This is a genomic window from Chryseobacterium sp. 2VB, from assembly GCF_005503635.1.
GTDB lineage: Bacteria > Bacteroidota > Bacteroidia > Flavobacteriales > Weeksellaceae > Chryseobacterium > Chryseobacterium cupriresistens.
The window spans coordinates 83,883-108,222 of the sequence record NZ_SCNC01000007.1 but is presented as its reverse complement, the minus strand read 5'-3'; the positions used below and the strand labels follow the sequence as shown (position 1 = coordinate 108,222).

Here is a 24,340-nt window from a genome sequence, read left to right as displayed (position 1 = left end):
AGTTCTAAAAAACAACCTCAAAAACTTTAAACCTTGAACATTAAACTTTGAACTTCGAATTCCTTTATCCTCCGGTAGAAAAACTCTCAAACGTAGTCATTCCACCATCCACGAAAATGCTTGTTCCGGTAATATAATCTGCAAGGTCACTGGCAAGAAATGCAGCTAAATTTCCGATATCCTGCGGTTGTCCGATCCTGTTATAAGGAATAAGGTTGAGAAGAGAATTAAGAGCTTCCGGAGTATCCCATGCATTCCGGTTAATCGGCGTCTGAATCGCTCCCGGACAAATGGAATTGACACGGATTTTGTCCGCACCATATTCCTGAGCAAGCGTTTGCATCAACATTTTGATTGCCCCTTTACTGGAAGCGTAATTAGCATGACCCGCCCACGGAATAATTTCATGGACTGAACTGATATGAATAATTTTCCCACAGGCAACAGAGCGGGAAGTGTCGATTCCTCTTCGCAGAAATTCTTTAATGGCTTCTCTGGCGCATAGAAATTGTCCTGTCAGATTAACTCCTATGACAGCATTCCATTGGTCAAGAGTCATTTCAGTGAATTTTGCGTCTTTCTGAATCCCTGCATTATTGATCAGAATATCTACAGTCTGGTACTCAGCAATGACATCCTGAAACATTCTGATGACCTGATCTTCTTTGGAAACATCACATTGGTAGGTCATTCCTTTCCCTCCGGCATCCGTTATTTCTTTTAAAACAGCTTTAGCTTCATCCGTAGATCTTTCTGAGGAATGGTTGACAATGACTGTTGCTCCTGCTGCCGCCAATGATTTTGCAATTCCTGAACCGATTCCACTGGAAGCTCCTGTGACTACTGCCACCTGATTCTGAAGTGATATTTCCATGTTTTGTAATTTGATGTTACTCAAAGTTATGGAAAGATATCAGCAGATAAAAAATTATGATTTTAAAATTTTATTAAAGTTTTTTGTACATCAGATATTGAGGTCCGCTTCTTCCGATTCTGGTCTTACCGTCATAAATGTATCCTGCCTTAAGGTAAATATGGTAAGCAGAATCGTTTTTCTGATTGACGGCCAATACAATTTCATCGCAGGTTTTAAAGTAGTTTCTGACAAAATCACTTACTTCAAGCATCGCCGCTTTTCCAATTCCTTTGCCCTGCATCCCGGGATTCACAGATAAGGATCGTAACAACGTTGAGTTTTCATTATCAGTAAGTTCCAGTTTATCTTTCCCGAAATCAAGGACAAAAAAGCCTGCAGGCTGATCGTTGTAAAATATAGTCACGGGAAATGCATCGTTATCATCCCTCTCACTGATGCTTTGCAAAGCCTGTTGAGCAGTCGCTGTAAATCTCATCTGATTTTCATCCAAAGCATAGCTGACCCCGGAAAGATCTTCTGGTTTAAAGAATTCTAAATGTATCATAATATTAGTGATGGTAAATATCTTCATACATTACCCCTGCACGGATTTCCACGGGAAGCTTATTTTCCTCCGGAACAATCGGGCAGTTGTAATCATAAGCATTATAAGCACAGAACGGATGGTAAGATTGATTAAAATCAAGCACAATGGTATTTCCTTTCGGGATTTTAAGATCCATATATTTCCCTCCTCCGTAGGTTTCTTTTTCATTGGTTGCATCACGGAACGGAAGGAAAAGATAGTCTTTGTATTTTTCCTGTTTGATCAGATCCAGGCTTTGGTATAACGTTACAGTATACGGCTTGCCATCTAATATAAAGGTTGCTTTTCCATATTCCTGATACGTTTTTGTTTTCCCTGAAGACGTAGGAAGATCAAAGGGTTTTGTATCTTCTGATTTTACAAATTGCGCAGTAACTCTGTATTTAGCATCAAAAGGGAAGAAAGGATGTCCTTTAAAATTTTTAAAATTATCACCTCTTAATGGAGTTTCCTTTGGGTTAAGATATTCTGCATTGAGTTCTTTCTGAAACTTCTGAACCTCTTTCTCTTCCTTTGACATCTTTTTCTGAGAAAAAACCCATAGAGGAAGCAGTAAAAAGAGTATGATATATTTTTTCATGAATTTAAAATTATAAGTAAAGCTATTGTTTATGAGATTATTTTAATAGTTCATTTTATTATAATGTAAAGTAAAAATCTTTTGATTCGCAATAAGCAACTTCTCCGTTAGATTTCATACGTTCCCAAACTTTGATCCGAGCTTCTTCCCAGTTATTATTTCCTCCTTCAGAAATAATACGTTTCATAAATAAATTTTTACAATGTAAAATCATCGCTCTTGAAATTCCTTTTCCTAAATAATATTTTTTTGAATCTGGAAACAAATCAACGACTTTCAAATCATTGCCATTTTCCATTTCTCGGAGGATAAAACTAAACTTGTCATGCTCTTCTTTCCCTTTCTCCCAAATTTCAAAAATTAATATATTAACATCATGGTCTTCTGAATATACTTGTTGAAAACTATATAAAAAAGAATAATTTATTTCATTTTTTGAAGTGTAGAGAATGCTTGTCATTTAATCGTAAATTAATATTTTTTCAACTCCTTTATCATAGTATGCTTTTCATTAATGTACTCACATATTATTTATAATTGATTTTGTGATTCAACTCTAAAGGATTATTTTCTTCAAGAATGGATTTTTGCGCTTCTCTGATCATTTCATTCATATCTTTTTCATTTCCCTGAGGATCTGTAAATATAACTTTTTTGGCGGTTTTGGTATTCCAGGGGTCATTATAATATGATTTTCCTAGCTGCTCATATTGTGTCCAGTCGATTTTAATTGTTTTTGTCCTTACATCAAACCAATTGCTGCCTTTTTTTACCTGTATTAAATTGAATGAGTAATCATGTTCTGTATCTTCAATGGAAATGATTAAACCAGGTAATCCATTGAAAATATAGGGACCATCATTAAAAGGCAATTCCGTCGTAAACCAAGCAATCCAGTTTCTACCACCATAACTAACTTCTGCTTTTTGCGATTTATATTTTCCAATAGTTTTTTGTTCCGGTATGATTTTCCAATTGAGCTGTTCATCAATCGGTAGAAATAATTTTCTCTATTTTTTTATTAAGGATATCTTTTTTAATATAAAATTGATTTTCAACCCCCATTATATAGCCTCCACTTTTATTAATAAGCTTTAGGGAATCAGCATTTCTGGACATGGAATCTCTAAAAATAGAAGTATTATTCTCCAAATCCAAAATCATATTTTCAGTATTAATATTTTCAGGTTTTTCCTTACTTGTTCTATATTTAGCCTCATAAATAAAGCTAAACTTTTGTGAAAAAATAGATGTTGATAGTAGTAAAAAAAATAAAATAAATTTCAATTTGTGTGGTATTTTCATAGAATCTATCGTTATTTGAGATTAATTAGATATTAATATTTTTTTTATTGAATTTATACTTTCAGAAAAAAATTCTAAATATCCTTTTTTTTCAAATGCTCTTCTCAATCCATCATTATAAAACCAAATTTCTGTAATAACATCATTTTTCTTTTCGATATGACTGCCGTCTAACTTGTTAGCAATTTTTGAAATTTCAAAAATTTTATTTTCTGAAAGCACATATTCTTTAGATATTATTTGATATGCTCTATCTATTAAATACCACTTATCATCAATATTTTTAACAGCATAAGGAAAAGTATCTCTAAGTGCTATAAACTTTTAAACTACTACTCATTTTATCGATTTTTAAGACTATTTATGTTTAAGATTCTGTATTCTTAACTTTAAGCAATTTAAGGAATCATGGTCATATTTAAGACTAAATTTCTTTTAAAAAGACAAAAATCCTAACTTTAAAGTTAGGCAATCTAATCTTTTTCTGAGAAAAAACCCATAGAGGAAGCAGTAAAAAGAGTATGATATATTTTTTCATGAATTTAAAATTATAAGTAAAGCTATGAATTTTCATTCCAACAAAAGTTAAAATTGTAATAAAAAATATAATCCTGTTTTAAATAAAATTAACCTCTGATAATCTAGCATACTTTTTGAAAAACAAAGCTCATGGACAGAAAAAGCTTCATAAAGACCAGTGTTCTGGCAATATCAGGATTTTATTTTCTTCAATCCGAATTATTTCATGCAGCGGAAAGAAGAAACAATCAGACCTTTGAAAACAACGATGTTCCGATTGTTATTATTGGCAGTGGATATGGCGGAGCGGTTTCAGCTCTGCGTCTTTGTGAAGCCGGAAAAAAAGTAGTGCTGCTGGAGATGGGTCTTAACTGGGAAAAAGCAGGAATTCCGTTTTCCAATCTGCTGAAACCCGGAAAAAGCTCTGCATGGCTGAAAAACAAAAGCATTGCTCCCTTTATGAATATTTTTTCTCTGACTCCTTTTACCGGAACTCTGGACCGTCTGGATTTTGATCATATTAAAATCTGGGTAGGAAGAGGGGTTGGCGGAGGTTCTCTGGTGAATGGCGGAATGGCTGTCACTCCCAAAGAAAGCTATTTCAGAGAGGTTTTCCCTGATCTTGATGCTGAAAAGTTTTATAATCATTATTTTCCTCTGGTACGGGAAGAACTCAGGGTAAATGTTATTGATGAACAGTTTCTGAAAGACTGTCCTTACTATAAATTCACCCGGGTAGGTGAAGCAGAAGCTCACAAAGCTGGCTTTAAAACCATTCGGGTTCCCAATGTGTATGATTTTAAATATATGGAAAAAGAGTTCAGAAATGAAGTTCCCCGCTCTGCTCTCAATACTGAAGTGATCTATGGAAATAACCACGGAAAAAACAGTTTAGATAAAACCTACCTCAGAAAAGCACTGGAAACAGGAAATTTAGAAATTCTTGACCTTCATCGGGTCCAGACCATTCAATTGAACGATGACAAAAGCTATACATTGAATGTCCAGCAGATTGATACTTCAGGTACTTTGCTTACTAACAAAGTCTTTACCTGTAAAAAACTGATTCTTTCTGCAGGAACAATGGGCACTTTACAACTTCTGTTACAATCTCATGCAGAGAACGGATTTCCCATCCATGAAAAGATTGGTAAAAACTGGGGAAATAACGGAAATTTTATGACGGGGAGAAACTGGGTGAAGCCTTTGTCTGGTGGCACCGGAGCTAAGCAATCCACCATTCCGGTGGGAGGAATTGACAACTGGGATGATCCAGAACATCCGTTTTTCACAGAAATAGCTCCTCTGCCCATGGGAATGGATGTGGCTACTGCTTTGTATCTGCTCATCAACAGGGTTGATAAAAAGGGAGAAGTTGCTTATCATAAAGCCAGCCAATCCCTGACATTAAACTGGGATGAAAGCAATACCGCTAAAATGAGAGAAAATGCCCAATATTTTATCCGTAAAATGAATAAGGCTAATGGCGGTACAAGAAGCCATTTACTTTTTAATAATGGTTTTGGAGCAGATATCTGTTATCATCCGCTTGGAGGGTGTGTCCTTGGTGAAGCTACCAACGAATATGGAAAGCTAAAAGATCATGAGAATCTATATGTACTGGACGGATCTTTAATTCCGGGAACCATTGGTGTGAATCCGTTTGTAACTATTACGGCTATTGCAGAATATTGTATTGAAAACCTTATTAAACAGAATGAATTTGCCTGAAATTAAGACATTGTCTTCACATTCTTAAGATAGTTCCGAATATCATCCTCCAGCTTTGACGGATAGATAAAATGAAGCTTTTCAGCCAGTGAAGTTCCCAACTCATGAACCAGATCTGCATAGGCAAACAATGCATTCCAGTTTTCTTCAATATCGCTGCCGGAGAAAGTTTTTTCCACTTTATTCCATAAATCAGATGAGAGATATTTTTTGAAGAGTCTTCCATGTTTATTGGTTGTGATCATGTTCCAGTTATAATTTCCAGCAATATACCATTCAATTAAGGGAACAAGATAATCTGTACGAAGAATATTTTCGGACATAAATTTGGCGTAAAAAATATCTCCACGCTTCAGGCACTTTGCCACATAGGTTGTATCCCACCAAAAATCATTCATCAGCTGCTGAAATTCTTTTTCCGTCGGCTGCTGAATCATTATTGACTGATACGTTGGCAGTTTAAGATTTTCAGTCAGATCATCTTTATCTATTAAAACTTTATAGCCAACATCCCAATCTTCGGGAAGGTTTTCCTGATTGATTTCTTCAATAAATTCCGATACCTGATACAGCTTAAAATCCACTTTTACATGATCTTTATATAAGACCATTTTCATAGCATGCTTCCCGTCAAAAACACGATCATCTTCTTCAATCATGGAAATAGGCTCACCAAAAAGGCTGATCCATTCATTTCCCGATTCATAAGATGTTCTGTTTTCAAAAACAAGCTCTATATCAAGATCACTGAAATCATCTACCGGAGCATAAGGGTTTACCAATGAGCTGGTCAGGAGAACAGCCCGGATATCAGGATTGTTTTCAGCCCAATGAATAATCCGTTCCAGCTTTTCTTCCCTTACTTTCATATTAATAATTAATAAGACTCTGATATTTTGACACGATACACATCAGAAGAGTTTCTTTTAATTGATTCTACAAAAAAGCCACCTTCCTCAGGAATAACTTCTTTCAGATCAAAACTTTTGCAGTCTTTTGGCAGCCCGGAAAAGATCAGGGTAAACCAAAAGTCTTTCATAAAGGGAACCGGTGTCCAGTATGGGGAAATTGAAATGTTTTCCGCATGAATCATTTTGCTTCTATGCTCAGACTGATTGTCAAAAAGATAGGTTGAATGCCAGATTCTGATCAGGTTTCCTAAGAATGGAGATGCCGGAAAGCAACAGTGTACAATAACCTGGCTCTCCTCTTCTGTTTTCGCCTGAAGAGATTCAAGGAGTTCCTTGGCAATGACTGGTTTTACAATTACTTCTTCCACCTTTTTATAAGTAATAAGTAATGAGCAATAAATAATAGGATTACTTATTGCTCATTATGGATGTTAATATTCTAATTCTAATTTTTCTTTGGTGTAATTTCTTACTTCCTGAGTCAGTTCAGGGTTATCAGCCAGTTTTTGACCATAGGAAGGAACCATTTCAAGCAGCTTTGCTTTCCATTCTCCATGCAGTTTTTCAGGGAAGCATTTTTCCAGCACATTCAGCATGGCATATACGGCTGTGGATGCACCCGGTGAAGCTCCCAGCAGGGAAGCAATCGTTCCACTCTTGTTTACGACCACCTCAGTTCCGAATTCCAGTTTACCACCTTCTTTTTCATCTTTTTTGATGATCTGAACTCTCTGTCCTGCTACTTTCAGTTCCCAGTCTTCTTCTTTAGCATCTTTGATAAATTCTCTCAAATGCTGCATTCTCTGAGACTTTGTCATCGCAACCTGCTGAATCAGATATTTTGTAAGCGGAATATTATGCCACCATGCTCCAAAAAGTGACCTTAAATTCTTCGTATTTACACTTTCAGGAAGGTCAAGATAACTTCCTTCTCTTAAAAATTTGGTTGAGAATCCTGCAAAAGGTCCGAAAAGAAGCGCTTTTTTTCCATCAATAATCCTAAGATCAAGGTGTGGAACAGACATTGGCGGAGCATCTACCGTAGCCTGAGTATATACTTTAGCATGGTGCTTTTCTACCAGTTCCTGATTATGACTTACCAGCCACTGCCCTGAAACCGGGAAGCCTCCGTATCCTTCACTTTCTTTAATATCTGAGCTGTCCAGTAGGGGAAGCGCGTATCCTCCCGCACCGATAAATACAAAATCTGCTACCACTTCCTGTTTGTGGCTATGGATTCTGTCTTTCACTTTCATTTCCCATGTACCGTTTTCTCTAGGGCTGATATCTTTTACTTCGTGGTATAAGAAAACCTCAACATTAGAATCTTCCAGAAGATGTCTTCCCATTTTTCTCGTCAATGTTCCGAAGTTTACATCTGTTCCCATATCCATCTTCGTTGCTGCCATTACTTCAGACTGATTTCGTTTACTCATTACCAGAGGAATCCATTCTTTCAGTTTTTCGTGATCTGTAGAAAATTCCATTCCTGAAAAAAGAACAGACTCTGCCATTTTATCGTGGCGTTTTTTAAGGTATTCAGCATCTTTTTCTCCGAATACCAGACTCATATGAGCACAGGAATTGATAAATTCTTTAGGTTCACGGATATATCCTTTGGTAATCAGATAGGACCAGAATTGTTTTGAAATTTCAAACTGCTCTGCAATGCTTTCGGCTTTGGTAATATCAATAGATCCGTCCGGTTTTTCAGGGGTATAGTTGAGCTCACAAAAAGCGGAGTGGCCTGTTCCGGCGTTGTTCCATGCAGCTGTACTTTCTTTGGCAAACCTTCCGAGTCTTTCGAAGATAGCAATTTCAAGATTTGGATCAAATTCATGAAGCAGCGTTGCTAAAGTGGCGCTCATGATTCCGCCGCCTATCAGTACAACGTCGTATTTAGGTTTCGGTGTTCTGCTTGTAAGCGATTGTGACATAATTTTAAAATTTTACTTCAAATTTCGGGAAAAGTTTTAAAAATCAGCACGATTTAATCCGTTATTTTTTTGTTCAAAAGACTTCTTGAGTACACAACAAAAAACCATGGAAAATTTCAATAAAGTACCATTGAAATGATTGATAATATAAAATAGCAGTACGGGTCGCTGCCAGGATTAGTCAATAAAAAAACTTAAGCATTTACTGCCTAAGTTTTTCTATGTATGTTTAACGGGCTTTTATTCCAGCTCCATTTTAATTCAATTTTGCGGTCAGTTTTTTAAACTGCTTTTCAGCATTTTTACCTTCATACAAAATAGCATATACCGTATCAATAATCGGGAGTTTAAGGTTTTTCTGTTTCGCTGTCTTATAAATGGAATCTGCTGCGTAATATCCTTCTGCTACCATGTTCATGGACTGAATGGCAGACTTCACGGTATATCCTTTTCCGATCAGGTTTCCAAGGTTTCTGTTTCTTGAGAAAAGTGAATACGCCGTTACCAAAAGGTCACCCAGATAGGCACTTTCGTTCACATCTCTTGGTGCTTCATAAATCGCTTCCAGGAAAGTTTCCATTTCACGGATTGCGTTGGAAACAAATACGGCTGTAAAGTTATCTCCATATCCTAATCCACTGGCAATTCCTGCTCCGATGGCAAAAATGTTCTTAAGGATCGCACTGTATTCATTTCCTAAAATATCTTTGCTTGTATGCACTTTGATAAAATCTGAGCTGAATATTCCTTCAAGTTTTTCAGCAGTTTCATCTTCTACTGCCGCAATCGTAAGATAAGAAAGTCTTTCCATGGCTACCTCTTCGGCATGACAAGGTCCTGCAATAACAGCCTGGTTTCTGAAGCCAATTTTAAATTCATCACGCAGATAATGCGCCACCACATCATTTACTTTTGGGATAATTCCTTTAATCGCAGAGATAAAGATTTTATCTGAATAATCACATGTCATCTTATCCAGAGTATCGGACAGGTAAATAGATGGTGTTGCCAGCACAATAACATCACAGGCAGATACCAGCTCGTTAATATCTGTTGTCAGTTTTAAACTTTTAAGATTAAAATGTGCCGCCGTAAGATAGGTTGGGTTATGCCCGCGCAGCTCGATAGCTCCTTTTACAAATTCATTTCTTACGCACCAGTGTACAACTTTACAGTTTTCAACAAGCATTTTTACGATAGCGGTTGCAAAACTTCCGCTTCCTACAACTCCTACAGAAATATCCTTTTTATTCTTTTTTGGATTCGAAGATTCTGAAATAATTTTCTTTTTAGCCATAATTGGAATGTGAACTGCAAAGATATTAAAACAAAGACGTAACGCGGGCTTTGAAACTATGATAAAAGCCATTTTCTGAAAAAATTAACACTTCAACACAATTAAATAGTTAATTAGCCGTTAAATACAGAAAAAACTGAATTTTAAATAAAAATAACTTACAAAACTTATTTTTATTTAAATTTGCAGCTTCAAAACCGTTTTAAATTGACTAAGAGAAGAAATATGAAAAAATTTCTAAGCAGCAAGAAGAACGTAAACATTCTCCTGGGAGGACTTTTACTAGTAGTTTTTGCACAGGGTGTCTTCATTGCCAAGCTCTTTTCTGAAAGAGATGACAAAACCTACGAAGTGAACCTTGTAAAAATAAACACTGAAAAAGACAGTGTAGATTATCTAAAAATGAAAACTGATCTTACTCTTGTAGATCAGACAGTTGCCCAGCTCAACTCCTTCCTGAAGTCCAAAGACATTACCAACGAAAAGCTGATGATGCTCAGCCAGGACAGTATTTCCAATTCTATTTATCTTTCCAAGCAGGCTAACCGATACAGCCAGTATCTGATGGATCTTCAGAAAAAACTGATGCAGGTTCCTCTAGGAATGCCTACTGACGGCTATATTTCGTCCAATTTCGGGATAAGAAAAAATCCTATCCCGTTCAAAACTGTTTTTGCTTCGGTAAAATCTGGTGCAGCGACTGAGACAAAGCCAGCTGCCGTTGCAGCTGCAAAACCAGAAGTAAAAGCCGAACCCGTTGAGAAAATTGTAGAGCTTACTGACAGCTATGGAAATAAAAGAGAAGTAAAAGTGATGGTTACTCCGAAAGCAACTCCTGTGGCTGCTGCTCCAGCTCCTTCAACCACGAAAACTGTTGCGAGTACTGCTACAAGAACTACCATTGCTGAAAAAAACAACCCACCAGCTGAGGCTGATCAGATGCAGTTTCATAAAGGACTGGATATTGCTGTTGCCTATGGTTCTGATGTAAGAGCTGCCGCTGCCGGAACAGTCATTTTCTCCGGACAAAAAGGAGGCTATGGAAACTGTGTGATTGTTTCTCACGGAAACGGACTGGCCACACTATACGGACATTTATCTGAACTTGTTGCTAAGGTGAACGATAAAGTAAAAGTAGGCCAGGTCATTGCAAAATCCGGAAACTCCGGACGTTCTACAGGACCTCATCTTCATTATGAAGTACACAAAAACAATACTCCGATTAACCCGAAATTGTTTATGAATCTATAAAAAGAAAACTGTCTCATGTGAGGCAGTTTTTTGGTTTTAAAAATTAAAGTATTCATTTAGAGGTCTTTTTTAAACACGAAGAACACGAATAGTTCCACGAATATAACGAATCACGAATATAATTCTCATGATCATCGATCTGCATAATCTGAAAAATCTGTGAGAGGTTATTTTAACGCAAAGTTTTTAATTTGCTTTCTTTTGAGTCTAAGGAGGCAAAGTTGGAATCAGCACGCTGATTTAACTAAGCGTTGAGGATATTCATTGTTAATTCTTATGATATAAAAAACAGCTGCTAATGCAGCTGTTTTTTTACTTTAAGATTTTAAGCGTTGCTTTCGGATGGGTGAATGTACCGTCCGGACCTGCAATATTCGAGTAGATGATATTTTTATTATAATCCTGAATATGGGTTACATTGAAACCAAGGTGTGGCTCATGCCAGTAGACCATAAAAACATTTTTTGCTACTTCTACGGCAGTATATTCTACAGTATCTGTACTGTTTTTTGAACTTCCGGCTGTTCCTGTGAATGTCATGGTTTTATTATCTTTAAAATCAAGAACGAATTTAACTTCTCCAAAGTCCACTTCCACTTTATGTCCGATTGCCGGATAGGGTGATTTCAGATCCCAGTCCATTTCTTTAAGATAAACCTTTACTCCCATTTCCAATTCTTCTTTTCCAGGCAGATCAGGATATTTTTTTACCATGAAATCTACAATTGCAGCTGTAGTTTTGTTCTCTGTTACTGCCTGCTTGTAATTTTCCAGATAACCTTTCACAAAATCAAGAGACTGTGGTGATGTAGACAATTCTGCAAAATGAGAAGGAATAACTTTTTCCGGTTTCAAACCTTTCATAGCATCAATCTGTCCTATCCATTGATCAATGGCTTTTACATTCTGAGTGTCTGCCATCCAGAGATGTGAGCCAACAGAAACTGAAATCCCGCCTGCAATGGTTTTGATGGACGGAATCCAAAGAAAGCTATGTGCAGGATCTTCAGGATTTTGTCTGATTTCAATTTTATTTCCTTCAAGATCAGGAATTGAAGTAACTGCTTCTGGAATTATAATTTCCGATGGTGCATCTGCCTTCAGTTGTGGTTTCCAGATTCCCATTTTATCATCTTTTGAAGCTGATATAAGATAAGCAGTCTGTGCCGTTGAGATAATTTTAGCATTGGGAAAAGCTTTTTTAATCACATCCAATCCAAAATAAAAATCAGGATCACTGTGAGAAATAAAGACTGTTTTCAGGTTCTTTCCAGTTGCTTTTATTTCTTTTACCAGCTGTTCTGCATACTGTTTCTGAAACTGAGCATCTATCAATATGGCTTCTTTATCTCCATAAATAATGGTAGATGTAATAGGAAAAATAGCTTTGGTTCCCGAATTATAAACTTTCACTTTAAGATTCCCAGCAAATATGCTGATAAATCCTAACAGTGCTAATACCGACCATAATTTTTTTTGTATCATCTCTGTTCTTTTATAGATTAGTAAGCTGCTGTGAAACGTTCACGGATATGATTGTTCTGTTCCAATTCATCTACCAGCACTACCGCTACATCTTCTACAGAAAGACGGCTTCTTCCGTTTTCATCAAATACCGGAGTTTCCAGTGATGTTCTGTATTTTCCTGTTCTTTCTCCTACATTAGCCTGATTCATTTCGATAGCAGGGCTGAAGAATGTCCAATCCAACGTATTATTCTCTTTGATCTTGTTTAAATAATCTCTTGCCGCTGTTGCCCCTGGTTTATAAGCTTCCGGGAAATCAGGAGTATCTACAATCTGTACGTTATCCGGTGTGTAAAGGCTTCCTGCTCCACCTACTACAATCAGTCTTTTTACTCCCGACTGTTCTACAGCTTTTTCAATGTTCTCGGAACCGTTTAAAAAATCGTTGTAAAGGTTAGGGTTGGTCCATCCTGCATTGAATGTACTGATTACCGCATCACTTCCTTTCAATGCCTCAGCCAGTTCGTTTACATTGTTTACATCAACACTTTTTGCAGTTACATTTTCCTGTGTTTTCACTTTTGATGCATCTCTTACCAATGCTTCTACCACATATCCTCTGTCTGCTAATTCTGATACTACGTGTGCTCCTACAAATCCTGTTGCACCGATTACTGCTACTTTTTTCATAATGTTTTATTTTTATTTAAATTGTAATAAATTTTGTTACATTTAAGGCTAAAAAATTTTTATTCAAACTGGTCAGTGAATTCCTGTAGTGACTTGTCTCCTAAAAAGTTTACAACCAATTGATGTGTTTCTTCAAATAGTGTCTTTAAATGATTGTTGATCTCTTTTCCAACACTGCATGCCGGATTGGGATTCTGATTTTTTTTACCTAATACTTCTGTATTTTTTACTGCTTTATAGATCTCAGAAATAGTGATCGTTTCAGCATTCTTTGCAAGCTGGCTTCCTCCTTCTTTTCCCTGTCTGCTGATAATCAGGCCTGCTTCTCTCAATACGCTGATCTCCTTTCGGATAATCACCGGATTCACATTGATACTACCGGCCATCCAGTCAGAAGTAAGCCACTCCTGAGGACTTTTCGCCAATAATGTCATAATATGTACTGCCGTAGCAAATCTTGTATTGTTCATTGTAATTACAGGGCAAAGATACACATTTTTTAAATGTAACAAAATTTATTACAGTTAAATTTTTCTTAAAGGATTAATTTATCCAGATCCAGTAACAGATAATTGATATTCTGATTAATGGTACGGGTTGCCGACTGCATCTGATTCAGCATGGCTGCACGGTTGTGAAGATCATCTGCTCTATAAAAACCTCCATCACTGAAAATCACAGATTTATCCGCCGCTTCCTTACTATCATCAAACTGGTAATGCAGCCACCTCTGTTTCATATTCCCGATAATGGAATGCTCTTCTTTATTGGAAAACTTTTTCTCTGTGTACATATACCAGATAAAGGGGGGAAAATTGGGCGACTCCAGTTTTTCTCTCCAGATATCTCTCAAAAGATTTCTCTGGTGGATAAATTCTACTTTTTTACCTTTAGGATTAAGGGTAGCTAAACCAAAACCTGCTCCCAGAACCCCTCCGCCTATATCGATGGCATTACTCCAGCCTTGATCATGTACAATTCCTCCTGCTATTGAAGCTGCTGCTCCTGCAACAATTGAATATAAAATAAGCTTATTATTTCTTGATGAATTTAAGTTATCCACATAATTTCCAATCTGGGCTACTCTTTCTCCTTCACAGTCAAACTCTGCGGCTACTGCATCCAGTTCCGTAAGAGCAATCGTTATTTTGCTGTTTATTTTTGTCTTCAATTGTAAAACCTTAACCTGGGAAGCAAGGGATGAATCTTTTTTAAGATCAATAATCTGATGAACTTCATCCAGATTATCCAGTGCGTTTAAGATAAGAATACTCTGGTCAGAAAAAACCTCTTTTAATTCTTTGTTGGCTGCTAAAATAGAATCTGAATTATAAGACGGAAGTTTGTTGCTGTAGTTATATTTGAACGGCGCTTTACAGTAGCTGTCTTTCAATGTGAGAATATTCTGTTGAATAGCCTGATTCTTCCTGGAAACACAGGAAGTAAGAAGCCCGAAAACAATCAATAGGTAAAAAAGTTTTTTCATTCAGTGATTTTTTGTGTTATCAGGTATATTGCAAAATAAATTTCTCCATTTTCACAATTCTCCTATACGAATATAATACAAATAAAAAAATTTACCTGAAATCAGGTAAATTTTTAATCTATTTTTAAGAAGGATTATTTAATATCCAGCAGTTCAACTTCAAAAACGAGCGTACTGTTAGGCCCGATTTCTTTGCTGATTTCCTGATCTCCATACGCTAAGTGCGGAGGAATAATCAGTCTCCATTTGCTGCCAACAGGCATTAGCTGAAGCGCTTCCGTCCATCCGGAAATAACTCTGTTTAAAGGGAAAGATGCAGGTGTACCTCTTTTTACAGAACTGTCGAATACTTTCCCTGAAATAGTAGTTCCATGGTAATGGCATTTTACAGTTGATTTGGGTCCTGGTTTCGGGCCGTCGCCTTCTGTAATGATTTCATACTGCAAGCCGCTTGGTAACTGCACAACGCTTTCTCTTTTACCATACTCTTCCATATATTCTTTACCGTCTTTCAGGTTCTTTTCTGCTAATTCCTTTTTGCGTTTAAATAACATATCTGCTACTCCCATATTATAATTTTTTACAAAGATAAGGCTTTTTGGGTTTGGAAGATGGGAGCAAGATAAGCGAAGTTTAAAAGCCGGAAGTATTTTCCTCTCAAAGAAAATGACTTTAATTCATTCTCATTAAAAATAAATAAACACTAATAATCAACAAGTTAAAAATATTATTTTTCAATATTCATTAATCATATAGTCTTACATTTTTGATTTTCAAAGAGCTTTTCCACAAAATTCAAACAATTGTAATACTTATTTAACACAGATTTCGAAACTTGGCGTTATAATTGGATTTTAAAAACTAAATGCCAAATCCACTAAAATATAATAAGAAGTTTGATGAACTGAATGAAGAGGAAAAAAAGCTTCTGGAAATCAATAAAAAAACAATAGCAGATTTTGTTGAACAATCCTCTTCCATCAGCGATGTCAACTATGCTACCAGAAATGCCCATGCCAAAACGTATGCGGCAGCAAAAGGTACATTCCACATAGAACCTGATATTCCGGAATCACTGCAGCCTTTTTTTGATAAGGAAAAATTTGATCTGACTATACGGTTTTCCAATGCTCAGCTGAAAATTAAGAATGCAAAAAAAGATATTCCGGCTTATGGCTTTGCCGTGCAGATCAAGGATGAAAGCGGTGGGCTTCTTGCCAATTATCCATTGGTGAATTTTCCCCTGTTTCCTATGAATTCTGTTTCAAATTTTTTGAAACTGTTTACTGCAGTCAACAGATTTTACACCAAAAAATGGAGCAGTTTGTTTACACTGCTGCTTCAGATGATTAAAATAACTCCTTCCCTGCTAACAGCTGATATGGTTCGTAATATGATTAAACTCCTTCGTAAAAGAAATGATTTTATTCTTTCATTCGACTATCATTCTATAGGAGCTTACCGGCTTGGAGATCATATCATCAAAATAAAACTGTCTCCTCAATCTGTGGATAAGAACATTGGAAAAAAACAAAAGGTCAAGGATTCTTTAAAAAATTATCTTCAAACCCATGACTTTACTGCAGATGTCCTGATACAGATATGTTATGACCTGAAAGACCAGCCTGTCAACAAACTGAATGTGGAGTGGAAAAATTCTCCTTTTATCAAAATCGGTGAGGTTACAATAAATAAAGGCTCTCTGCTGGATGAGCGGAACTGTACAAATGAGCTGTTATCATTCAATCCTTTTGAAAGTAAGATATTCTTTCAGCCTGTGGGAAAAATACAGAAACTGCGAGATGAAGCGTATAAAGTTTCTGTGCAGACCAGAAGGAAAATTAATAAGTTACTGCATGGGAAAAACAGTTAAAATAATGATGACTGACGAGTTATGAATGATGAATTTTTGCATGTGATGTGAAAAAGATTGATCCAACTGAAAATAAAAGACTGTTGGCATAACAGTCTTTACATTTTATTTAAACTTTCGGTCTTCTTCCCGGATAGCCAGATCATTGATGCTTGCGTATCTTTTCGCCATCAGTCCGTTCTCATCAAACTCCCAGTTTTCGTTTCCGTATGCCCTGAACCAGTTTCCCTCTTTGGTCTGATATTCATATTCAAAGCGAACGGCAATACGATTGTCGGTGTGTGCCCAATATTCTTTTTTAAGATGATAATGAAGTTCTTTTTCCCATTTTTTCTGAAGAAAAGCTACAATTTCTTCTCTTCCATTCACGAATGTATCTCTGTTTCTCCATTCGCTGTCAATGGTATATGCTTTGGAAACCTTTTCGGGATCCTGACTGTTCCAGGCATCTTCTGCCAGTTGAATTTTTTCCAGTGCCGTTTCAAGAGTGAAAGGCGGAAGCGGATGTTTCTGTTCCATAACTTATTGTATTAAATTGGTAACTATTTTTTTTGATTTTTCAATGAGTTCATTGGATTTAAAAAGCTGGCTTTCTATGATACTGCTCTCAAAAAGCATGTAGACATGATCGGAAAGCTCATCATTATTCAGCAATTCTGAAAAGAAGTTTCTGAGATCGGCTTTATGAGACTGAATAACACTCAGAATTTTAGTATTATCCATTGGTATTTCCGAAAGAATATTCAGGAAGCTGCATCCTCTGAAATTTTCCTTTTCGTTCATATACACAAGGAAATCGAAAGCATTGATGATCTTGGATTTTAAGCTTTTTTCTTTTGCTGTAAAGTGATTGAGCTCACCAAACCAATACTCATGTCTCACCTTCAGAAATTCTACACACAGATCTTCTTTGGATTTAAAATGCTGATAAAAGCTTGCTTTGGCAACTTCAGCTTCGGAAATAATCTGATTGATTCCGGTTGAGTTATAACCCTGTCTGGCAAACAATTGAAATGTAGTTTCTATGATTCTTTCTTTTGGAGATTTCATATGCTTTTCTTTTCTGGAACAAATGTATGAAAAAAAACAATATACAGACCAGTCTGTCTATTTTATTTTTAAAAATTTTTTTTGAGAATTTTGGAAAGCGCAAAGGCGCTAAATTTTTATAGGTTTCACATATTTAAGGCACAAAGATTTTATCTCCGATAAAACTTAATAATGCTAAGAAAGGCTTTGAATGAAACCGGTAATTGCGAAGTAATCTTGCTGAAAATCTTTGATTTTCTTGCGTCTTAAAAAGCAGCATAATTTTTATCTTCTTTGCGCCTTTGCGTTGTCCAACTAAGAATATGAATAGAAAAAGCCTCCAGAAATAGATTCCAGAGGCTTGATAGTATATTTTAAATAGGATTACTCTTCCAGTTCTTCTTTCTTCTCATCTTCTTTTTCAGGGAAGATAACGGATAAAAGAACAGAGATCACCAATACACCTCCTACGATTCCTAATGAAACCGGAGACGGAATATGAATCCATGGCGCAATAAGCATCTTAACTCCAATGAAGAAGAGGATAATCGCCAATCCGTATGGAAGTTTGCTGAACATATGAATAAAGTTCGCTAACAGGAAATATAATGATCTTAATCCTAAAATAGCAAAGATATTCGATGTATAAAGGATGAACGGGTCATTTGAGATTGCAAAGATCGCCGGGATGGAATCTACAGCGAAAAGAACGTCCGTAAATTCAATAACTCCTACTACCACTAAAAGAGGAGTTGCCATTTTAATTCCGTTCTGAATGGTAAAGAATTTATCTCCGTCGTAATTATCAGAAACTTTCCAGAAACTTTTGATCAGCTTTGCTCCTGCCGTATTGCTGTAATCTTCATCGTCATCATCGTCACCGTCACCCCAGGATTTGATTCCTGCATAGACAAGGAATAATCCGAATAAGGTCATGACTACGTTGATTTTCACTGCTTCACCGAAGATATTCATTTCAGGAAGATAGGTAAGATTGATCAGTCCTACTCCTGCAAAGATGAATATGGCTCTGAAGATCAGCGCTCCGATAATCCCCCAGAAAAGGACTTTGTGATGAAGATATTTAGGAACTTTAAAGAACCCGAAAACGAGGATAAATACAAATAAATTATCCACAGACAGGGCTTTTTCAATCCAATAAGCAGCCTGATACTGCGTAAATTTTTCTACAGCCAAAGCATGGCTTTCAGGACTTCCATCGGTATTGAATACCCAATATACCACCCCTGAAAAAACCATGGAAAGCGAAATCCATACGATAGACCAGATGGTAGCTTCTTTGGAAGAGACTTCGTGACTTTTTTTATTAAATACCCCTAAGTCCAGGAGCAGCATGATAACCACCGTTACTGCAAATCCCCACACCAGACCTGGGTGCAGTTCTAAAATACTTTGATGTTCCACTTGAGTTATGTTATTATATGATAAAAGCAATAGATGCACAGAGTACAAATATTGCTATTTTATTTATCTTTTGATTGACAATTGATTATAAGTAATTCATCTGCACTGTCTGAATCGTCTGCTCCAGTTTTTTATCCGCTGTAGGATCTCCGATCGCATTGAATTTCCATTCTCCGTTTCTCTTGTAGAAAACACCCATTACCATGGCAACGTGTCCGCTGAAAGAAGCATCATTCGCAATATCATATTTTGCAAAAACTTCTCTCACATTGGTAGGTGATCCTTCATAAATACGGATAGAAGCAAAAGGAATGGTTCCGAAATCCTGACCTCTGTAGCTGTTCAGTACCATTGCCACATGCTCCACATTCGGTTCCAGCTGGCTGAAATCTACCGTGATTACTTCATTATCCAATCCGTCATCTCCGTTTACGTCACCGGTAAGGTCGTCTCCGCTGTGTCTTACAGATCCGTTTCTTGATTTAAGATTTCCGAAATAGATTACTTCAGTAACGTTTTTGTTTGAATCATATAAAATACAGCTTCCGTCTAAGTCTACTGCTTCTTTCTTTGTTCCGAAAAATCCTTTCTTTTCGATTGCTCCCCAGTTGATTCCTACACAAGCCTGGGAAAGCTCAGCTCCATTTTCTTTTTTAAGGTTAATTCTCTGACCTTTTTGTAAGTTGATAGCCATCTTTCTATATTTAGTTGTTATTTACTTTTTGGCAAAAAAGGAAATCTTCTTTGCTTTTCAAATTTCGTTCTAATTATTATTCAAATTCAAATTAAGCATTGCCCGCAGAATATTCGTTTCTTCGTCGAAGTCAAATATCTTACTCATAATATCCATATTTTCCAGGTTTTTAATATAATCTTTCAGAACACCTTCCACTTCAGCTGGCAAAGTACGCTTTCTTTCGTTCATACTATGTTCCAGCTGCTCGTTTTTACTTCTCAGCTGATCAATAATGGAACTCTGATTAGACTGATTTTCGGAAATATCCAGCTTATCCAGTTCTTTGTCGAAAAGATACAATTTCTTTTCGTCTACACTGAAAATAAAATAATCATCAGACTGAAAGATTTTAAAAAGTTCATAATCGTGGGTTCCGATAAGGTAGCCACATACGAAACGAACTTTAAATCCCTGTATATTAAGCCTTCCCAACAGTTTCCTTTCAATGGAATATTCTTTATACTGATAGGAAGGAAAAGGATCAGGTTTCAGCAGTGTTTCATCCGCCTCCGATCTGTAAAATTCCTGGGCATATTTTTTATGAAAGTACAGTACATTGTCCCAATTGGCCGTAAAACGATCTTCCGTCAGGTCTTTATACACTGTTTTCAAGTGCTGGGAAAAGACACCGCTGTACATTTTTCTGTCGGTCTCAAAACTATCTACCCTTCTTTCTTCAAAACCTGAAATATATTTACTGTTGATGTTAATTTCATTGATGACCGCCAGCATGTCATTTTCCTTCTGTTTTTTAATTTTAGTCAGAAGTTCTATAAGGCTGTCGGTATACTGCAGGTGAAAAAGTTCCAGTTTATTATAATCTAAAGCCGTATTTTCCTGGAACAGATTGTGAATAATATCCGTTTTGATGTAAATAGATATAATATCAATATGTTCAAAAAAATTAGCTAGAAGCTTAAGCTTTGTTAATCTTCTTTTGCTTTGCGACAATATGGTTGCTGCATCATCCCCCACCTTGGTATCCTATAAATTAACCTCTGACATTTGCTTTTAGTTCGTGCTCCAATGTCTGAAGATCCTGATCCAGTTTTCGTCTGTTGTCAGCTCCCTGTTTCTGGATTTGTTTCACTTCATTCAATGTATTGATCAGCATTGATGTTGTTTCTCTTAATGTTTCCACCGATACGATAGTCTGCTCGTTGGCTCTGGCAACATTCACTGAATTCTGGCCAAGACGTTCCGCATTCTTTCTTAAAATCTCTTCTGTAGTAGAAGATACTTTTTGCTGGATTTCAATATTCTGCTGCTGTCTGTACATCGCTACCGCAAGGGAAAGCTGGTTTTTCCAAACCGGAAGTGTAGTGGTAAGAATCGTCTGTGCTTTTTCAGCAATAGAAACGTTGTTGTTCTGTACCAGTCTGATCTGAGGAAGTGACTGCATCATAATCACACGCACCACTTTAAGATCAGCCATTCTCCTGTCCAGTCTTGCAATGAAATCTCTTTTATCTGCAATCTGATAATCCTGGTAAATCTGCGGATTCGCTTCCATCTGAGCAAGCTCGCCTGCCGCTCTTTCCATTCTGATATTACCTGCAATGACAAGCTCTTCAATCTGCTTGATAGAATTCACATTGCTTTCAAAAATAGTCTGAAGTACAGCGTTATCTTTTGTAGAGGTGATAATTCCCGCATTTACTTTATAAGAAATCTGCTCGATATTGTTGATGATCTTATCGTATTTTGCAAAAAGATTTTCCACCTGAGTCATTACCTTTTTCATGAATGGCAATTTGCTCAGGAAGCTTTTCACTTTATTTCCATTAAGCTCTTCTACATCTACATAGTTAAGCTCTACCAAAAGGTCGTTGATAAGCCCACCAACTTCTCCTGAGTTTGATCTTCTTACATTTCCTAAGAAGCTGTCACTCTGGTTGGTTAATGTTTTCTGAAGCTCTGCCCCGAAATTCACGATAGAACCAGGGTTGGTCTCGTCAATAGAGTTCGCAAGAACTTCATATTTCTGACGTTCTTCTGACTGCAGCTGCGTCAGATTTACATTTCCCTCTCTGTCCACAAGAACTGCCGGTGCCGCATTCTGAGCGGGCTGAGCCGGAGTTGGGGGAACCATTGGAGTAGGTTCAAAGGTTTTAAGGGGTTCTATTGATCCCAGCGGATCTATGGGTTGATTTTCCTGATTGTCCATGATTACTTCTGATAAATTGATACAAATTTCTCAAGGCCGTCTCTCTGTCCTGCACCTACAGCCTCAAATTTCCATTCTCCGTTTCTGTTGTAGATTCTTCCGAATTCTACAGCGGTTTCGATTGAGAAATCTTCGTCCAATTCGTATTTTAAGATCTCTTCATTCGTATCTGTATTGAAAATTCTGATGAAAGAATTTCTTACCTGTCCAAAGTTTTGCTTTCTCGAATCTGCTTCGTGAATTGTTACTACTACAGTAATTTCTTTAATTGCATCGTCAATTTTTGTCAGATCAATTTTGATTTGCTCATCATCTCCTGATCCTTCTCCTGTAAGGTTATCGCCTGTGTGGATTACAGATTTGTCCGGAGACTCAAGGTTGTTATAGAAAATAAAGTGATTATCTGAAACTAATTTTTTGTCGTCCCCAAGCAAAAACAAAGACGCATCAAGGTCGAAAGCTGTTCCTGTAGAAGTATTATTGATATCCCATCCTAAACCTACAGTAAATTTAGGTGCGTTAATGTTTTCTCTTTGTCCTTTTTGTAAGTTAATAGCCATAATATAATTCCGTTTGTGTTAAAGTATTGATGTTATTTTCGTATTCTTTTATTAAATGATAATTGTTACTGATCGCAAGCTCCAAAAGCAGATCCATCTGTTCCTTTTTTACTTGAGACGTAAGATAATCAAAATTACTTGATTCCAGGCCTAAAATATATTTTACAATCCTTGTATTGAACTGAAAACTTTCTTTATTCATCACTTCTGCAACATGATTTACATTTTTTACAGCATAGTAGTTGAAAAAGTTTTCAATTTTCGGGTCAAGGTCAAAATTCATCAGTTCTGCATAATACAGGAACATAAAGTCTGCCTCAACATTATATTCATTAAGGATTCTGTTGACTGTATATTCATGACTTCCCGTGATTTTGATATCGTCTATAAAAATACAAAGTTTTCCTCTCAAAAAATCCTTATCGATATAATAAGTATCATTGGCGATCAGATTTTTGCGGTCTTCAAAATTAAGATTCCCGTAATCTGTGATATATGTATGATTACGATTGATTTTCGACAGAATACTTGACTTTTTTCCTTTTTGAAACAGATAAAAATCAAGATGCTTCTTAAAGTAAAAACATAAGAAATTAGAGGCCGTAGGAATCGCCATATAAGGACTTGGAAGCACTACAATCTCTTTATCCGTCTCTAAAAGTGCTTCGTTGCCGGAAATAAATCCGTCGAATAATTCTCTTGCAAATTTTTCAGCATACGACTTATCGCCATACTTGAAATAACTGTATTCCGCAGGTGAGAACGTAAACTCGTCTGCCGAATGAATGTGGTGTAAGCTGTATCTTTTATTCATGTTTATTTTTAGTGTTTAAGTAAATGGGCACTGAAGCCAAAGTTTTTTGCTCCCTGAAAATCTGCCACCGGATTATCTCCGATATGCAGGATTTGATTCATCGCCAAATCCTGATCTTTAATATTATTCTTCACTTCCTGAAAAATAAGCGGATTCGGTTTGGAACAGTTGATTTCATCAGAATAAATATGGAAATCTATGTACTGATCCAGGTTTTCGTGAATCAGGAATTTCCTCATTGTTTTTCCTTTGATAAATCCAGTGTTGCTTAGAATATTTATGGTCTTTCCCTGATTTTTAATATCCTTAAAAAAATCGTGAATATTTTCAAAAATCACCACTGGCTTGTATTCCAGAAACAATTCTTCACTTTTGTTGTAAAATTCATTGAGTTTTTCTTTATTCAATTGTTTTACATCAACATCCAGCGAACCAAGAATCATCAGATAGATCTCAAAAGTATCGATATTACCACCTGTTACTTCATTGATGGTATTGCAAAGATCATCATAATACTTTACGGTTTTCGCAACCTGATCTATAGGCTTATCTACGTTAAAAAACGAGGAGAACAGCTCAACTCTTTTTGCTTTAAATTCAGGATGAGATTTGATTAAAGTGAGCCACAGGTCAAAGGAAAAATGACAGTGGTTATGGATGTCGATATCTGTTTTCAATAGGTTTTAAGTTAAAAGTTTTTATTTAGCTTCTTGAAAAAGATTTAAAATTTTCTAATCATCAAAAAGTGTTCACGATACTATTCTTCCCAAAGATAAAATATTTATCATAAAAGCATTACGTTCAAGATCTGTTTTAAGATATTTTTATGAAATTCTATGAATTTGAGAAACGCACAGAAAGCGGTTTACGAAGTGTTTAATATCCGTTCACAAAAAAATAATTTCAAAAATTCTTTGGAAATCAAAAAAAAATTATAATTTCGCAACCGATTAACAATCAACAATGTCAACAAAAATGATAAATATTATAACGTTAAGCAATCCTGTCAGAGCTGTGTTCTTTGGCAGCACTGAATATTTATCTGAATAGTTCTATAGATCTTTTATACCCAAAAATATATTGAAGACCTGTCTATTCGG

General features: G+C 36.3%; 28 protein-coding genes. 3 read left to right on the top strand and 25 right to left on the bottom strand.

Going from position 1 to position 24,340, the window contains the following annotated elements; genetic code table 11:
• Positions 1-64: 64 nt before the first annotated feature.
• From FFS26_RS09120 to FFS26_RS09090, 7 genes are all read right to left on the bottom strand, one after another.
• Positions 65-874: a glucose 1-dehydrogenase gene (locus FFS26_RS09120; protein WP_137904880.1), complete on the bottom strand. Its 810-nt coding sequence runs from the start codon at positions 872-874 to the stop codon at positions 65-67.
• Positions 875-947: 73 nt separating this feature from the next.
• Positions 948-1,421, bottom strand: coding sequence for a GNAT family N-acetyltransferase (locus FFS26_RS09115; RefSeq protein WP_228449418.1), 474 nt, complete (start codon positions 1,419-1,421; stop codon positions 948-950).
• 4 nt (positions 1,422-1,425) lie between these two features.
• Positions 1,426-2,043, bottom strand: a complete 618-nt coding sequence (locus FFS26_RS09110) for a DUF1684 domain-containing protein (protein ID WP_110009556.1) — start codon at positions 2,041-2,043, stop codon at positions 1,426-1,428.
• Positions 2,044-2,101: 58 nt separating this feature from the next.
• Positions 2,102-2,503 (bottom strand): hypothetical protein, encoded by a 402-nt coding sequence (locus FFS26_RS09105; protein ID WP_110009557.1) that lies wholly within the window; start codon positions 2,501-2,503, stop codon positions 2,102-2,104.
• Positions 2,504-2,570: 67 nt separating this feature from the next.
• On the bottom strand, positions 2,571-3,035 hold the full coding sequence (locus FFS26_RS09100) for a GLPGLI family protein (RefSeq protein WP_137904878.1): 465 nt from the start codon (positions 3,033-3,035) through the stop codon (positions 2,571-2,573).
• Entirely contained in the window at positions 3,031-3,348 is a 318-nt protein-coding gene (locus tag FFS26_RS09095; protein WP_137904877.1) for a hypothetical protein, read from the bottom strand. Before FFS26_RS09095 ends, FFS26_RS09100 begins: the two co-directional genes overlap by 5 nt.
• Positions 3,349-3,369: 21 nt before the next feature.
• On the bottom strand, positions 3,370-3,570 hold the full coding sequence (locus tag FFS26_RS09090) for a hypothetical protein (protein ID WP_110009559.1): 201 nt from the start codon (positions 3,568-3,570) through the stop codon (positions 3,370-3,372).
• A gap of 447 nt (positions 3,571-4,017) precedes the next feature.
• On the opposite strand from FFS26_RS09090, the gene FFS26_RS09085 reads away from it, so the two are divergent.
• Positions 4,018-5,598, top strand: coding sequence for a GMC family oxidoreductase N-terminal domain-containing protein (locus tag FFS26_RS09085; RefSeq protein WP_137904876.1), 1,581 nt, complete (start codon positions 4,018-4,020; stop codon positions 5,596-5,598).
• A 2-nt stretch (positions 5,599-5,600) separates the two neighbouring features.
• Here FFS26_RS09085 and FFS26_RS09080 read toward each other — a convergent pair whose 3' ends face one another.
• From FFS26_RS09080 to FFS26_RS09065, 4 genes are all read right to left on the bottom strand, one after another.
• The gene (locus FFS26_RS09080; protein WP_110009561.1) at positions 5,601-6,467 is read right to left on the bottom strand and encodes an AadS family aminoglycoside 6-adenylyltransferase; all 867 of its coding nucleotides are present in this window, start codon (positions 6,465-6,467) and stop codon (positions 5,601-5,603) included.
• Positions 6,468-6,475: 8 nt separating this feature from the next.
• The gene (locus FFS26_RS09075) at positions 6,476-6,877 is read right to left on the bottom strand and encodes a hypothetical protein (protein WP_110009562.1); all 402 of its coding nucleotides are present in this window, start codon (positions 6,875-6,877) and stop codon (positions 6,476-6,478) included.
• Between the two features lie 63 nt (positions 6,878-6,940).
• Positions 6,941-8,446: a malate dehydrogenase (quinone) gene (gene mqo / locus FFS26_RS09070; RefSeq protein ID WP_137904875.1), complete on the bottom strand. Its 1,506-nt coding sequence runs from the start codon at positions 8,444-8,446 to the stop codon at positions 6,941-6,943.
• Between the two features lie 256 nt (positions 8,447-8,702).
• Positions 8,703-9,743, bottom strand: a complete 1,041-nt coding sequence (locus FFS26_RS09065; protein WP_110009564.1) for an NAD(P)H-dependent glycerol-3-phosphate dehydrogenase — start codon at positions 9,741-9,743, stop codon at positions 8,703-8,705.
• Between the two features lie 225 nt (positions 9,744-9,968).
• Between FFS26_RS09065 and FFS26_RS09060 the strand changes: the two genes are divergently transcribed.
• Positions 9,969-10,994: a M23 family metallopeptidase gene (locus FFS26_RS09060; RefSeq protein WP_137904874.1), complete on the top strand. Its 1,026-nt coding sequence runs from the start codon at positions 9,969-9,971 to the stop codon at positions 10,992-10,994.
• 312 nt (positions 10,995-11,306) lie between these two features.
• On the opposite strand, the gene FFS26_RS09055 is transcribed toward FFS26_RS09060, so the two are convergent.
• The 5 genes from FFS26_RS09055 to FFS26_RS09035 all read right to left on the bottom strand — a co-directional run bounded on the left by FFS26_RS09055 (position 11,307) and on the right by FFS26_RS09035 (position 15,205).
• The gene (locus tag FFS26_RS09055) at positions 11,307-12,479 is read right to left on the bottom strand and encodes an MBL fold metallo-hydrolase (RefSeq protein ID WP_137904873.1); all 1,173 of its coding nucleotides are present in this window, start codon (positions 12,477-12,479) and stop codon (positions 11,307-11,309) included.
• A gap of 17 nt (positions 12,480-12,496) precedes the next feature.
• Positions 12,497-13,150 carry an NAD(P)-dependent oxidoreductase gene (locus FFS26_RS09050; protein WP_110009567.1) on the bottom strand — a complete coding sequence of 218 codons (654 nt, stop codon included), beginning with the start codon at positions 13,148-13,150 and terminating at the stop codon, positions 12,497-12,499.
• A 59-nt stretch (positions 13,151-13,209) separates the two neighbouring features.
• Complete coding sequence (locus tag FFS26_RS09045) at positions 13,210-13,620, bottom strand: Rrf2 family transcriptional regulator (protein WP_110009568.1); 411 nt, start codon at positions 13,618-13,620, stop codon at positions 13,210-13,212.
• A 65-nt stretch (positions 13,621-13,685) separates the two neighbouring features.
• Positions 13,686-14,636 (bottom strand): hypothetical protein, encoded by a 951-nt coding sequence (locus tag FFS26_RS09040; protein ID WP_110009569.1) that lies wholly within the window; start codon positions 14,634-14,636, stop codon positions 13,686-13,688.
• Between the two features lie 134 nt (positions 14,637-14,770).
• Positions 14,771-15,205 (bottom strand): FKBP-type peptidyl-prolyl cis-trans isomerase, encoded by a 435-nt coding sequence (locus FFS26_RS09035; RefSeq protein ID WP_052198510.1) that lies wholly within the window; start codon positions 15,203-15,205, stop codon positions 14,771-14,773.
• Positions 15,206-15,501: 296 nt separating this feature from the next.
• Here FFS26_RS09035 and FFS26_RS09030 point away from each other — a divergent pair, with 296 nt between their 5' ends.
• A complete protein-coding gene (locus FFS26_RS09030; RefSeq protein WP_110009570.1) occupies positions 15,502-16,509 on the top strand; it encodes a catalase in 1,008 nt (335 codons plus the stop codon).
• A 105-nt stretch (positions 16,510-16,614) separates the two neighbouring features.
• Here the strand turns inward: FFS26_RS09030 and FFS26_RS09025 are convergent, their stop codons facing one another.
• The 9 genes from FFS26_RS09025 to FFS26_RS08985 all read right to left on the bottom strand — a co-directional run bounded on the left by FFS26_RS09025 (position 16,615) and on the right by FFS26_RS08985 (position 23,917).
• Positions 16,615-17,028, bottom strand: coding sequence for a DUF1348 family protein (locus FFS26_RS09025; protein WP_137904872.1), 414 nt, complete (start codon positions 17,026-17,028; stop codon positions 16,615-16,617).
• 3 nt (positions 17,029-17,031) lie between these two features.
• The gene (locus FFS26_RS09020) at positions 17,032-17,559 is read right to left on the bottom strand and encodes a TetR/AcrR family transcriptional regulator (RefSeq protein ID WP_110009572.1); all 528 of its coding nucleotides are present in this window, start codon (positions 17,557-17,559) and stop codon (positions 17,032-17,034) included.
• Between the two features lie 363 nt (positions 17,560-17,922).
• Entirely contained in the window at positions 17,923-18,963 is a 1,041-nt protein-coding gene (locus tag FFS26_RS09015) for a TerC/Alx family metal homeostasis membrane protein (RefSeq protein WP_137904871.1), read from the bottom strand.
• Between the two features lie 85 nt (positions 18,964-19,048).
• Positions 19,049-19,657 (bottom strand): TerD family protein, encoded by a 609-nt coding sequence (locus FFS26_RS09010; protein WP_047428248.1) that lies wholly within the window; start codon positions 19,655-19,657, stop codon positions 19,049-19,051.
• A 69-nt stretch (positions 19,658-19,726) separates the two neighbouring features.
• Positions 19,727-20,674, bottom strand: a complete 948-nt coding sequence (locus FFS26_RS09005; protein WP_110009575.1) for a hypothetical protein — start codon at positions 20,672-20,674, stop codon at positions 19,727-19,729.
• 16 nt (positions 20,675-20,690) lie between these two features.
• Positions 20,691-21,866 (bottom strand): toxic anion resistance protein, encoded by a 1,176-nt coding sequence (locus tag FFS26_RS09000; protein ID WP_171006279.1) that lies wholly within the window; start codon positions 21,864-21,866, stop codon positions 20,691-20,693.
• A gap of 2 nt (positions 21,867-21,868) precedes the next feature.
• Positions 21,869-22,426, bottom strand: a complete 558-nt coding sequence (locus FFS26_RS08995; RefSeq protein WP_047428250.1) for a TerD family protein — start codon at positions 22,424-22,426, stop codon at positions 21,869-21,871.
• Positions 22,416-23,240, bottom strand: a complete 825-nt coding sequence (locus FFS26_RS08990; protein WP_110009576.1) for a phosphoribosyltransferase family protein — start codon at positions 23,238-23,240, stop codon at positions 22,416-22,418. The genes FFS26_RS08995 and FFS26_RS08990 overlap by 11 nt, the downstream gene beginning before the upstream one ends.
• An 8-nt stretch (positions 23,241-23,248) precedes the next feature.
• On the bottom strand, positions 23,249-23,917 hold the full coding sequence (locus tag FFS26_RS08985) for an HAD family hydrolase (protein ID WP_137904870.1): 669 nt from the start codon (positions 23,915-23,917) through the stop codon (positions 23,249-23,251).
• Positions 23,918-24,340: the final 423 nt, after the last annotated feature.